General features: G+C 72.2%; 12 protein-coding genes. 10 read left to right on the top strand and 2 right to left on the bottom strand.

Going from position 1 to position 12,610, the window contains the following annotated elements; translation table 11 throughout:
* From Q0C38_RS22515 to moaB, 3 genes are all read left to right on the top strand, one after another.
* Positions 1-625 (top strand): uracil-DNA glycosylase (locus Q0C38_RS22515; protein WP_291299384.1); only part of this gene is annotated, 625 nt, incomplete at its 5' end.
* 307 nt (positions 626-932) lie between these two features.
* Positions 933-2,594, top strand: a complete 1,662-nt coding sequence (locus Q0C38_RS22510; protein ID WP_291299383.1) for a lytic transglycosylase domain-containing protein — start codon at positions 933-935, stop codon at positions 2,592-2,594.
* Positions 2,595-2,642: 48 nt separating this feature from the next.
* Positions 2,643-3,191 (top strand): molybdenum cofactor biosynthesis protein B, encoded by a 549-nt coding sequence (gene moaB, locus Q0C38_RS22505; protein ID WP_291299382.1) that lies wholly within the window; start codon positions 2,643-2,645, stop codon positions 3,189-3,191.
* A gap of 7 nt (positions 3,192-3,198) precedes the next feature.
* Here moaB and Q0C38_RS22500 read toward each other — a convergent pair whose 3' ends face one another.
* Positions 3,199-3,903: a TIGR04283 family arsenosugar biosynthesis glycosyltransferase gene (locus tag Q0C38_RS22500; protein WP_291299381.1), complete on the bottom strand. Its 705-nt coding sequence runs from the start codon at positions 3,901-3,903 to the stop codon at positions 3,199-3,201.
* A gap of 167 nt (positions 3,904-4,070) precedes the next feature.
* On the opposite strand from Q0C38_RS22500, the gene Q0C38_RS22495 reads away from it, so the two are divergent.
* The 4 genes from Q0C38_RS22495 to Q0C38_RS22480 all read left to right on the top strand — a co-directional run bounded on the left by Q0C38_RS22495 (position 4,071) and on the right by Q0C38_RS22480 (position 7,837).
* Positions 4,071-5,231, top strand: coding sequence for a PA0069 family radical SAM protein (locus tag Q0C38_RS22495; RefSeq protein WP_291299380.1), 1,161 nt, complete (start codon positions 4,071-4,073; stop codon positions 5,229-5,231).
* A 48-nt stretch (positions 5,232-5,279) separates the two neighbouring features.
* Positions 5,280-5,999: a tellurite resistance TerB family protein gene (locus Q0C38_RS22490; RefSeq protein ID WP_291299379.1), complete on the top strand. Its 720-nt coding sequence runs from the start codon at positions 5,280-5,282 to the stop codon at positions 5,997-5,999.
* A gap of 55 nt (positions 6,000-6,054) precedes the next feature.
* Positions 6,055-6,687, top strand: a complete 633-nt coding sequence (locus Q0C38_RS22485) for a ribonuclease HII (RefSeq protein ID WP_408870059.1) — start codon at positions 6,055-6,057, stop codon at positions 6,685-6,687.
* A gap of 67 nt (positions 6,688-6,754) precedes the next feature.
* On the top strand, positions 6,755-7,837 hold the full coding sequence (locus Q0C38_RS22480) for a site-specific DNA-methyltransferase (RefSeq protein ID WP_291299378.1): 1,083 nt from the start codon (positions 6,755-6,757) through the stop codon (positions 7,835-7,837).
* Here Q0C38_RS22480 and Q0C38_RS22475 read toward each other — a convergent pair.
* Positions 7,771-8,901, bottom strand: coding sequence for an A/G-specific adenine glycosylase (locus Q0C38_RS22475; protein WP_291299377.1), 1,131 nt, complete (start codon positions 8,899-8,901; stop codon positions 7,771-7,773). The genes Q0C38_RS22480 and Q0C38_RS22475 overlap by 67 nt on opposite strands.
* A gap of 15 nt (positions 8,902-8,916) precedes the next feature.
* On the opposite strand from Q0C38_RS22475, the gene Q0C38_RS22470 reads away from it, so the two are divergent.
* From Q0C38_RS22470 to Q0C38_RS22460, 3 genes are all read left to right on the top strand, one after another.
* The gene (locus Q0C38_RS22470) at positions 8,917-9,438 is read left to right on the top strand and encodes a DUF721 domain-containing protein (RefSeq protein ID WP_291299376.1); all 522 of its coding nucleotides are present in this window, start codon (positions 8,917-8,919) and stop codon (positions 9,436-9,438) included.
* 107 nt (positions 9,439-9,545) lie between these two features.
* Positions 9,546-10,160, top strand: a complete 615-nt coding sequence (locus Q0C38_RS22465; RefSeq protein WP_291299375.1) for a thioredoxin domain-containing protein — start codon at positions 9,546-9,548, stop codon at positions 10,158-10,160.
* Positions 10,161-10,189: 29 nt separating this feature from the next.
* On the top strand, positions 10,190-12,610 hold a 2,421-nt coding region (locus tag Q0C38_RS22460), incomplete at its 3' end, for an AAA family ATPase (RefSeq protein WP_291299374.1).

Raw genomic sequence — 12,610 nt, 5'->3', positions numbered from 1 at the left:
GGCTGTGGCGCGCGCCGAGGCGCTAGCGGCGGCAGCGGCGGACCTGCCCGCCCTGCGCGCGGCGGTCGCGGGCTTCGACGGCCTCGCGCTGCGGGAGACGGCGACCAACCTCGTCTTTGCCGACGGCGACCCGACGGCGCCGCTGATGATCATCGGCGAGGCGCCGGGGGCGGAGGAGGATCGCGAGGGCAGGCCCTTCGTCGGCGCGTCGGGAAAGCTGCTCGACAGGATGCTCGGGACGATCGACCTCTCGCGGACAGGAACCGGAGCCGGATCGTTCTACATCACCAACATCGTCGCGTGGCGGCCGCCCGGCAACCGCAACCCGACCGACAGCGAGGTGGCGCTGTCGCTGCCCTTTATCCGCCGGCACATCGCACTCGTGAAGCCGCGGCTGCTGCTGCTGCTGGGCGCCGTGGCGGTGCGCTCGCTCACCGGGGCGCGTGAGGGCATCACGCGGATGCGGGGCAACTGGTTCGACGTGCCGGTCGATGGGGCTGAGGCGGTGCCGGCGCTGGCCACCCTCCACCCCGCCTACCTCCTCCGCAACCCTGGCGCGAAAAAGGATGCCTGGGCGGATCTTCTCGCACTGCAACAGCGCCTGGCGCAGATAAGGCAGCATTAAGGCACGCCAGGAACGGGCCGGAACGTCTTGAGTCAACGGATGCCGTCTCATCTCGTGGGATTTGTCACGCAGATGGGCATTGCGCAACCGGTTAAGCCTCGGTTAACGCCGGGGGACCATGCGAACGAAAACGGGGGCATGGGCCCGCACGGCGTCCACAGCGGGCCTGATCTGGATCGCAGCAAGCCTATCCGCACCGCACGACGTCGCGGCGCGGGAAGGCTTAGCCGAGGGGCAGGCGGGAGCCGGCGTCGGGGCGTGGTCGGAACTCGCCCTCTCCGTGCCGCGGCCGCCGCAGCAAGGCGGCATGGCCGGCATCCCCCAGGTGCTGCTGCCGTCCGACGCTGCACGCTATCGCCGCATCTTCGCGCTGCATGACCGCGGGCGGATCACCGAAGCCGCAGCGGAAACCGAGCGCCTGTCGGACACGCTGCTGCTCGGCCACATCCTCGCCGACAGGCTGCTCGGCCCGCACACGCGCGCGACTGTGCCCGAGCTCACCGACTGGCTGTCGCGCTTCGCCGGCCAGCCCGATGCTGGGCGCATCCACGCGCTGCTCATCAACCGCCTGCCACGTGGCGCCAGGCGTCCCGATGCGCCGACGGACGCCCCCCTTCCCACGCCGGACATGTTCGATGACGAGGACAGGCTCATCCTTCGTCCCGGTGCACGCAGCCCGGGCCTCGTCCGCACCGTGCGGGAACGGCTGCGCAGCGAGGAATTCGCCGCCGCGGAAGCGGCGATCGCGGGTGCAGGCGGCGTCGACCCGGCCCAGGCGGGACTGCTCAGGGCAGAGATCGCGCGCGCCTTCTTCCTCCGCAACCGCGACACCGAGGCGCTGAACGCCGCCACGGCCGGCATACGCCGCGGCGGCGGCGAGGTGGCTGACCTGCATTGGATCGGCGGCCTCGCTGCCTGGCGGCTCGGGCGGTTCGATGTCGCGCGACGGCATTTCGAGGCGACGGCACGGGCGGAGACCGGCACATCGGCGCGGCGGGCAGCCGGTGCGTTCTGGGCTGCCCGTGCAGCGTTGCGCACGCGTGACCCACGCTCCTACACCCCATGGCTCCAGGAGGCGGCGAAGGACCAGCGGAGTTTCTATGGGCTTCTCGCCCGCCGGAGCCTTGGCCTCCCAGGCGGCTTCGCATGGGAGCGCGATACGCTCGGCGAGGCGGAGGCAGCGCTGCTCGCCGCACAGCCGGGCGGGCTTCGCGCGCTGGCACTGCTCCAGATCGGCGAGCGGGCGCGGGCGGAGAGCGAGTTCCGCGCGATGGGCGACGCGGCTGCCGCCGACCCGGCGCTGGCCCGCGCCATGCTCGTGATCGCAAGCCAGGCCGGCATGCCCGATACCGCGATGCGCCTCGCCGGCCTGGCCGAGAGCGGCGATGGCCGCCCGCGCGACTTTGCCCGCTTCCCCCTCCCCCGCTGGGCGCCTACGGGCGGCTATCGCACCGACCCGGCGCTGCTGCTCGCGCTCGCGCGGATGGAGAGCAATTTCGAGCCGGGTGCGGTGAGCGCTGCCGGTGCGCGCGGCATCATGCAGATCATGCCGGTGACGGCCGGCTACGTGACGGGCCAGCGCTCGCTCGCCGGGCGCGACCGCCATCGCCTGCACGAGCCGGAGTTCAACCTCGAGGTCGGCCAGCGCTACATCGAGTATCTCGCCCGCCACCCCGGCGTCGACGGCGACCTGATCCACCTGATCGGCGCCTACAACAGCGGCCCCGGCAGCCTCGCCCGATGGGCGCCGATCGTGCAGCACAAGGGCGATCCGCTGCTGTTCCTCGAGGCGATCCCGATTCATGAAACCCGCCGGCACGTCCAGACCGTGCTCACCTATTCCTGGGTTTATGCAAGCCGCCTCGGCCGCCCATCGTCGTCGCTCGATGCGCTCGCCGCTGGCCGCTGGCCGCGCTATGTTGACGCTGACGGCGGCACGATCCCGGGCGCGGAAGCGCGCCAGCGCTAGGCCCGACGCGAGGATCAGGGGCCGCCCCCTTCCGGGTGAGGCAGAGACATGTCACGCATCGACGAGAGCAGGGCGTTCCTTCCGGTGAACATCGCCGTGCTGACCGTGTCCGACACGCGCACGGCAGGCACCGACAAGTCGGGCGATACGCTCGCGGAACGCATCGCCGGGTCAGGCCACAGGCTCGTCGCCCGCACCATCCTGCGTGACGAGGCCGACGTCATCGCCATCCAGCTCATCGCCTGGGTCGACGACCCCTCGGTCGATGTCGTGATCACCACGGGCGGCACCGGCATCACCGGCCGCGACGTCACCCCCGAGGCGTTCAAGCGCGTGCTGGAAAAGGAGATCGAGGGGTTCGGCGAGCTGTTCCGGATGCTGAGCTACCAGAAGATCGGCACGTCCACGATGCAGTCACGCGCCCTCGGCGGCGTTGCGCGCGGCACCTACCTGTTCGCCCTGCCGGGAAGCCCGGGTGCGTGCCGCGATGCGTGGGACGATATCCTGCGGTTCCAGCTCGACAGCCGCCACCGGCCCTGCAACCTCGTCGAGCTGATGCCCAGGCTGCAGGAACATCTCCGCACCAGCGCGGCCTGATCCCCGCTCAGTAGATCCGCGCGAGCCACTTCGGCGGAACCCCGGCAAACCAGAGGCTCAGCAGGCCGAAATTGCCCGCGCTCCGCTTGAGGTAGCCGTCACGCCGGAACTTCGCCGCCGAGGTGATCGCCTCCGCCCCGATCGGGCGGATGCGGGCGCGGCCGAGCCGGCGCACCAGCGCCACATCCTCCATGATCGGCTGCTCCGGCACGCCGCCGATCCGCGCGAGCATGCCGCGGTGGATCAGCAGCCCCTGGTCGCCATAGGGAAGGGCGAGCCATCGGCAGCGCCAGGCGACGGCACGTTCGAGCCTGCGTGCCGCGACGGCATCCTCGTCGAGCCGGAAGGCGAAGTATCCGGCAACGCGGGAGGCGTCGGGTGCGGCGGTGAAGGCAGCGACAGCACCCGTCCAGCCCGGCGAAAGCACCGTGTCGGCATGCAGCAGCAGCAGCCACTGTCCTGAGGCCGCCGCGACGCCGGCAGCGATCTGGTGGCCGCGGCCCTCGGGTGCGGGCACGACGCGGGCACCGAGTTCCGCCGCGACCACCGCCGTTCCGTCGGCCGAGCCGCAATCGGCAACCACGACCTCGCGCGGCAGATCGCCCAGGGCAGCGAGCGTCGCGGGCAGGGCATGGGCTGCGTTGCGCGTCGGGATCACGACCGAGAGGTCGGGAAAGGGAAGCGCAAGGGGGGATGGTTGTCTCGGCTGCATCGTCCTCAACCTGCCCGAAGCTCTGGTGCCGGTGGTGAACGCAATGGCGTGAGCATGCCCGAAAACGCAAGCCCGCAACGATGTTCATGTTTTGTTCTTGACTGCAACCGCCCGCCTCGGCCACCCTCCGGCATCGGACCAGAATGGTGCGGATCGGGAGTGGGGCGATGGATGACGCGCTTCTCGTTGCAGGTGCTGAGGACCCGGGTGATGACGGTTGGACGCGGGCGGAGGCGCCGGCCCCGCCGCCGCGCAAGGGCCGTGGCGCCGTCACGGCCCCACCCTGCCGATTCGACCCGCTGAGCGCCGAGGCGGTCGACGATGGCTGGGGCACGACGGAACAGGACCTGGCCGACCCGCCGCCGCTGGCAACGACGCTGACGCGGGACGCCACGCGCAGCATCATCGCCCGCAACGACAGCCCCGACATCGGGTTCGACCGGTCGGTGAACCCCTATCGCGGCTGCGAGCATGGCTGCGTGTACTGCTATGCGCGGCCCTCGCACGCCTATCTCGGCCTCTCGCCCGGCCTCGATTTCGAAACCAAGCTGCTGTTCAAGCCCGAGGCTGCGCAGCTTCTCGCCCGCGAATTGTCGAAGCCCCGCTATCGCCCGGCGCCGATCGCGCTCGGCTCGAACACCGACCCGTACCAGCCGGTGGAGCGCCAGCTGCGCCTGACGCGCGGCATCCTCGAGGTGCTGTCCGACTTCAACCACCCTTGCACCATCGTCACGAAATCCGCCCTCGTGGTGCGTGACATCGACATCCTGCAGTCGATGGCGGAGCGCAGGCTTGTCCGCGTCTGCCTCTCGGTCACGACGCTCGACCGCAGGCTTGCGGCGGTGATGGAACCGCGGGCGGCAACACCGGCGCGCCGGCTGCAGGCCATCGAGGCGCTGGCACGCGCTGGCATCCCGGCAGGCGTTCTCGCCGCCCCGATGATCCCGGGCCTGAATGATGCGGAGCTCGAGGCGATCCTGGGCGCGGCGTCGCGCGCGGGGGCCGATGCCGCGGGCTACATCCTGCTGCGCCTGCCGCATGAGTTGCGCGAGATCTTCACCGAGTGGCTGCACGCGCACTACCCCGACCGCGCCGCGAAGGTGCTTGCCCTGATCCGCCAGACGCGGGCGGGTGGATTGAACGACGCGCGCTTCGGCAGCCGCTTCAGCGGCACAGGCGCCTATGCCGACCTGCTGGCCCGTCGTTTCGCCACGGCGGCCCAACGCCTCGGCCTCGACAACCCGTCAGGCGGCCTCGACAGCAGTCAGTTCCGTGTGCCCGAGTGCGCGGCCCCGGCGGAGGAAACGCGCCAGCTTGCTTTGCTGTGACCAGCCAGTCGGCTTGAACGCCCGCCACCGCCGGACAATGTGATGGGCATGATCGACGCAAAATCCCTCCTCGACCGCTTCCTCGGTGCCGGCACGGGCGATCGTGCCGCCTCCACCCTTGGCCAGGCTGACCGCAAGATGTCCGGCATGGGCATTCCCGGCGGGCTCGCCGGCGGTGCCGCCGCTGCCGGCGTCATCGGCCTGCTGCTCGGCGGCAAGAAGGCACGCAAGCTCGCCGGCAGCGCGGTCGGCTATGGCGGTGCCGCGGCACTCGGCGCGCTCGCCTCTCGCGCCTGGCAGAACTACCAGTCCGGCCAGGCGGCGCCCGCGTCCCTTCCTGCCCCCAGCCGGGCAGAGATCGAGGCGACGGATGCGCGATTCCTGCCCACCCAGCCCGCGGCCGACGGCAAGCCTTTCGGCATCGCGCTCGTCCGCGCCATGGTCGCCGCCGCGAAGGCTGACGGCCACATGGACGGCACCGAGCAGGCATCGATCTTCCAGGCTGTCGAGCGTGCGGGCCTCGATGCCGAGGCGAAGGCAGCGCTGTTCGACGCGATGAACGCGCCGTCGGACCCGGCAACGATCGCAGCCCTCGCCGCGACGCCCGAGCAGGCGGCGGAGCTCTGGCTGTCGGCCCGCCTCTCGATCGAGCCTGACCAGCCGGCGGAGCGTGCGTTCCTCGATGCGCTCGGCCATCGCCTCGGGCTCGAGCCGGCGTTGCGCAGCAGCCTCGAACGGGAAGCCTCGGCGGCCCTTGCCAGCGCCTAGCAGCTGATCATCATGCGGGGATGATGCCCCGCCCGAGTCCTTCGTCCTAGCCGCCGTGCCGGACCTGTCGCATGAGCGCATGACGGGGGCGGCCCGCGTCGCCGGCGTTGATGAGGCAGGGCGCGGCCCGCTGGCGGGACCGGTCCTCGCCGCGGCGGTGATGTTCCTCGCCACGCCGGCGCCGGCGCTCGCGGCAATGATCGATGACAGCAAGCAGCTGAGCGCGACGGCCCGCGAGGCAGCCTTCGCGGAACTCATTCTGGGAGCGCGGAACGGCACGGTGGTGCTCGCCGCCGGGGCTGCGAGCAGCGCGGAAATCGGGCGCATCAACATTCTCGCCGCGACCCATCTCGCCATGGCACGCGCGGTCGCGCGGCTTCGCACCACGCCCGAGGTCGCGCTGGTCGACGGTAACCGCGCGCCGAGGCTGCCCATCCCGGTCCGCTGCCTCGTCGGGGGCGACGCGCTCAGCCTCTCGATCGCCGCCGCGTCGATCGTCGCCAAGGTGCTGCGCGACCGTGCGATGACCCGCCTCGCCCTCCGCCACCCGGCCTATGGCTGGTGCGCCAACATGGGCTACCCGACCGTCGCGCATCGCGCAGCACTCGCTGCCTTCGGCGCCACCCGCCACCACCGGCCGGGCTTCGCGCCGGTCGATCTCGCCAAGGCGATCGCACGCACCGGTTGACGCCCGAGTCGCTCACCGTCCAGAATCGCGGATTGAGCCGCGCATCCGCGTGGTCACGCGGGGGCGCATGGGGCGGGAACTCGATCTGCCGCTGGATCAGGTGCTGGAGGGGGACTGCATCACGGCGATGGCCGCGATGCCGCCAGCCTCGGTGCACGCGGTGTTCGCCGACCCGCCCTACAACCTGCAACTGAAGGGCGCGCTGCACCGGCCGGACAATTCCGAGGTCGACGGCGTCGATGCGGAGTGGGATCGTTTCCCCGACCTCGCCGCCTACGATGCCTTCACCCGCGCCTGGCTGGGCGAGGCGCGCCGCGTGCTGCGGCGCGACGGCACGCTCTGGGTGATCGGCAGCTACCACAACATCTTCCGCGTCGGCACGATCCTGCAGGACCTTGGCTTCTGGATCCTCAACGACATCGTCTGGCGCAAGTCCAACCCGATGCCGAATTTCCGCGGCCGTCGCTTCACCAACGCGCACGAGACGATGATCTGGGCCTCGCGCGACCGCGACGCGAAGTATCGTTTCAACTACGAAGCGATGAAGGGCCTGAACGACGACCTGCAGATGCGGAGCGACTGGACCTTCCCGCTCTGCACCGGCCCGGAGCGGCTGCGCGACGACGGAGGCGACAAGCTTCACCCGACGCAGAAGCCGGAGGCGCTGCTGCATCGCGTGATCCTCTCCTCCACGCAGCCAGGCGAGGTGGTGCTCGACCCGTTCTTCGGCACGGGCACGACGGGGGCGGTCGCCCGACGCTTGGGCCGCCGCTTCATCGGCATCGAGCGCGAGGCCGGCTACGCGGCGGCCGCGCGGGCGCGCATCGAAGCGGTCGTTCCGGTGGCGGACGAACGCCTCGCGGCGACACCATCGAAGCGCGACGCGCCACGCGTCGCCTTCGGTGCGGTGGTCGAGGCAGGCCTGCTCGCCCCCGGCACGGTGGTGTGGGACCGTGCCCGTCGCGTCTCGGCGACGGTGGCGGCGGACGGCACGCTGCGGGCGGGGGCGGAACGCGGCTCGATCCACCGCCTCGGCGCCGCGCTGACCAACGCGCCATCCTGCAATGGCTGGACCTTCTGGCACTACGAGGACCGCGGCAGGCTCCTGCCGCTCGACGTCCTCCGCGCGAGGCTCCGCCCGATCGACTGATCCTGCGGCGCAGCCTGAGCGGCCAGCGCGAGCCTCGCGGCCTTCGCCATCACCGCTGGCAGGCCTGCGTCGAGAACCGCGCTGCGGTGTGTGCCCTCCCCCGGCAGTACGGCAATGCGCCCGACATGCACGGAGAGGTCGAGCGCGAAATGCGTGAACACATGCCGCACGAGGCCAGCGCCCGCCCATGACACAGGGGCCGGGGCGTGGGCGAGCGCGTCGGCAGAATCCCACCCGGCGTCGCGCCAGGGCGTGCCGGGAAGCTCCATCATGCCGCCGAGCAACCCTTCCGCCGGGCGGCGGCGCAGCAGCACGCGGCCCGCATCGTCCTCCAGCCAGAACACGGCCCCGTAACGTTGCGGTACCGCACGCTTCGCCACCTTCGCCGGCAGGCGATCGGCGATGCCCTCGGCCTGTGCTGCGCAGCGACCGATGAGGGGACAGAGCGCACAGGTCGGGCTGCGCGGCGTGCAGACCGTGGCACCCAGGTCGAACAGTCCTTGCGCGAAATCCCCCGGCCTCGCGCGCGCGGCCGGTGCGTCGCCGAGCCTGCGCGCATGCGCGGCAAGGGCAGTCTTCGAACCGGGAAGCGGCTCGCGCACGGCGTGAAGGCGCGCCATCACGCGCTCGACATTGCCGTCGACCGGCACGGCGGGAATGTCGAAGGCGATCGCCGCGATCGCAGCGGCCGTGTAGCCGCCGATGCCCGGCAGGGCGCGCAGCCCCGCCTCGTCCCGCGGGAAGCCGCCCTCGGCCGCCACCGCCTTGGCCGCCGCGTGCAGGTTACGCGCCCGCGCGTAGTAGCCGAGCCCCGCCCACGCCTTCGCCACGTCATCCCATTCGGCTGCGGCGAGAGAGCCAACCGTGGGAAAGCGGGCGAGGAACGCGCCGAAGCGCGGCGTGACGGCAGCGACCGTCGTCTGCTGCAGCATCACCTCCGACAGCCAGACGCGGTAGGGGTCGCGTGCCTCCCCTGGCCCCGCGCGCCATGGCAGCGTGCGGCGATGGCGGTCGTACCAGGCGAGCAGGGCGGAAGCCGTGCTAGCATCACCTTCAGGAACCATGCACGCAGGGTGATGATGGCGAAGGCAACCGGCAAGCCGGAGGGCGCTGGGGACGTGCCGCAGGCGCGGCGCGAGATGGGGCTGCTGCCCGTCGCCAGCCTCGTCTCCTCCGTCACGCGGCCGTTGATGCGCGGCAAGCAGGCTGCCGTCGCGAGGCTCGCACTCGACTGGCCCGCCGTCGTCGGGCCTGCGCTCGCCGCCGTCACGGCCCCTGAGCGCCTGGTCGGCGGTGCGGAGGGCGGCACCTTGACGATCCGTGCAAGCGGGCCGGTGGCGCTCGAGCTCACCCATCTCGCGCCGGAACTGATCGCGCGCATCAATGGCCATCTTGGCCGCGGTGCGGTGGCACAGCTCCGCTTCACCGAACGTCGCCGCCAGCGTGGCGAGGGGCTTCCCACCCCGCCGCCGCGCCCCCTGCCCCGCCCGCCGCCGCGCGAGGCGGTGGCCAAGGCAGCGGCGACGGTGGCCGACCTGCCCGATGGCCCCCTGAAGGATGCGCTCGCACGGCTCGGCGCGCACCTCGTCGCCCGCCGCTGATCTCGCGGCGAGGTGATGCGCGGCGGGCGCCACGCCGGGCCACATTCGCACGACTCGACTCACCGCCTTCGCAGGCAGTATCTTCACCAGATGTTGGGGACAAAACCGTGATCGACCGCCGCCACCTACTAGCCCTTGTGGGCGCCGCAACGACTGCCGCAACCCTGCCGGCACGTGCGCAGGCCCCGCTTCCGCCGCTCGAGGCCATGCTGGCAGAGCGCAGCATCGGCCAGGCGACGGCGCCCGCGACGGTGATCGAGTACTACTCGCTGACCTGCGGCCACTGCGCCGCCTTCCACGCCGACACGTTTCCACGCGTGAAGAGCGAGCTCATCGAGACGGGGAAGATCCGCATGATCCTGCGGGATTTCCCGCTCGACCCGGCGGCATTGACCGCCGCCGCCGTGGCGCGCGCGATGCCCCCTGAGCGGTTCGAGGCCTTCATCACCACGCTGATGCGCACCCAGGCGCAATGGGCGCGGCGGAGCTTCGCGGAAGACCTCGCCAGGATCGCCGCACTCGCAGGGATGTCACGCGCCACCTATGACGCCGTGCTCGCCAACGAGCAGCTGCAGCGCGGCGTGCTGCAGATCAGGCTTGCCGGCGAGCAACAGCACCGCATCGAGGCAACGCCCTCCTTCGTCTTCAACAACCGCCTGCCGGCAGTCTCCGGCGCGATCGGCTTCGACCGGTTCGCCCGCGAGGCTGGCGTCGGCTCCTGAGCCACCTGGCATAAGGACCTCCATCGCCCATGGCGCTCACCTTCACGCGGCTTCGCCTCTCCGGGTTCAAGAGCTTCGTCGAACCGACGCATGTCGAGATCCTGCCGGGGCTGACGGGCATTGTCGGGCCGAACGGGTGCGGCAAGTCGAACATCGTCGAGGCGGTGCGGTGGGCGATGGGGGAAACCTCGGCGAAGTCGCTCCGCGGCGGCGAGATGGAGGATGTGATCTTCGCCGGCACCGCCACGCGGGCGCAGCGCACCTATGCCGAGGTGGCGCTGATGCTGGAGGCGCCCCCAGGCGCGGCGCCGGCAGCACTGCATTCGGCGGCCAATGACGGAAAGGACGGCCCCCCCGGCCCCGTCGAGATCGAGGTGCATCGCAAGATCGAGCGCGGCCACGGCAGCACCTATCGCGTGAACGGCCGCGAGTGGCGCGCGCGCGACGTGCAGCTGCTGTTCGCCGACAGCGCCACGGGCGCACGCTCCACCGCCATGGTCAGCCAGGGCAAGGTGGGCGCGATCGTCAACGCGCGGCCGGAGGATCGCCGCACCCTGCTCGAGGAGGCGGCCGGCATAACCGGGCTGCATTCCCGCCGCCACGAGGCCGAACTCAAGCTCCGCGCGGCGGAGACCAATCTCGGCCGCGCCGATGACATCCTCGGCACGCTCGATGCCCAGCTCGCGACGCTGAAGAAGCAGGCGCGGCAGGCGACGCGCTACCGCAACATCGCCACCCAGCTGCGCGAGACCGAGGAGCAGCTCTACGCCGCCCGCCTCGCCCGCGCCGCCGCCGCGATGGCCACCGCCGAGGCCGGCATGCGCGAGGCCGATCGTGCCGTCGCGGAAGCGACGGAGGCCGCTGCCGCCGCAGCGACCCGTGCGGCGGAGGCCGAAGCCGTCCTGCCCGACCTGCGCGAGGCCGATGCCGAGGCACGCTCCGCCGTGGAGCGGGCGCGCGCAGATGCCGCGCGGCTCGAGGCGGAGGAGCGTGCCGCCCGCAGCGCGCTCGCCGCAGCCCAGGCGCGGCTGGCCGAGCTCGCGCGCGACCTCGCACATGCCGAGAAGCTCTCCGCCGATGCGGCCGAAGCCGAGGCGCGGCTCTCGGCGGAGGATGCCGCTCTCGCCGAGAAGGAAGCCGGCCAGCCAGCGCTGATTGCCGAGGCGACCGACGCTGCCGACGGGGCAAGCCGCCGAGTCGCTGGCCTCGAGGCCGACGCCCAGGGTGCCACCGAGCGCGCGGCGGAGGCGCAGGCGCGCACCAATGCGCTCCGCCAATCCATCACCGCCGCGGAACAGGCGCTCGCCCGCATCGCCGAGCAGGCTGCCAAGCTCGCCCGTGAGCGTGCGGCCCTCGAACAGCAGCTGGTCGAGGCAGCAGCGCTCGACGAGGCAGGCGCAGCACTGGCCGCCGCGACCACCGCACTCGCCACCGCCCGCGCCGAGGTCGAGCGCTGCGAGGCAGCGCGCGGAGAGGCGCAGGCAGCTTCGGCGGAGGCTGCGCGCGCAGCCTCCCGCGCCGATGCCGACCGTGCCCGAGTCGCGGCCGAGGTCGCGGCACTTCGCGAGGTGCTCGGCGGGCGCGACGACGAGCTCTGGCCGAAGCTGGTCGATGCCGTGACGGTGCCCGAGGGTCTGGAAACCGCCCTTGGTGCGGCGCTCGGCGAGGCGCTGGAGGCGCCAGCCGATGACGCAGCACCGCGGCACTGGCGCGCCCTTCCCCCGATCGTGCCGGCACAGCCGCTTCCCGCCGGCTGCGCGCCGCTTGCAGGGCTGGTGAAGGCGCCGCCCGTCCTTGCCCGTGCGCTGTCGCAGGTCGGGCTGGTCGAGACGGCGGAGCAAGGCGAGGCGCTGTGGCCGCTGCTCAGGCCTGGGCAGGCGCTGGTCAGCCGTGACGGGGCCACCTGGCGTTGGGATGGCTACGCCGTGCGCGCCGGAACGCCGAGTGCCGCCGCCATCAGGCTGTCGCAGCGCAACCGGCTCGCCGGCCTCCGCTCCAGGCTTGGAGAAGCGGATTTCGTAGCCTCGCGCGCCAAGGCGGCACATGACGAGGCTGCCGCCGCCGAGGCCCGGGCGCTCGCCGCCGACCAGGCCGCCCGCAACGCACGCCGCATGGCCGAGCGTGGCCTCGAGGATGCCCGTGCGTCGCATGCGAGCCTAACGGCACGCGCGACGGCCGCCTCGTCACGCCTCGCGGCGCTGGTGCCGCAGGAGGAGCGACTCGGGACCGAGCAGGCCGACGCCGCCGAACGCCTCTCGGGCCTTCGCGCCAACGAGGCAGAGCTTCCCGCCCTTGCCGCGATGCAGGCGGCGGTGGCCGAGGCGCGGGCTGCCCTCTCCGAGGCCCGCAGGGTGGAGGCGGAGGCGCGCGCCGCTCTCGCCGTCGCCCGCCGCGAGGCGGAGGCGGTGGCGAACCGCCGTGCCGCGATCGCGCGCGAACGCGAGGCCTGG

Origin of the sequence: Elioraea sp. (genome assembly GCF_022842375.1) — a bacterium.
In the GTDB taxonomy this organism is placed as follows: Bacteria; Pseudomonadota; Alphaproteobacteria; order Acetobacterales; family Acetobacteraceae; genus Elioraea_A.
Note: the sequence above shows the minus strand (reverse complement) of the source record. Positions and strands in the feature narration are given on the sequence as shown.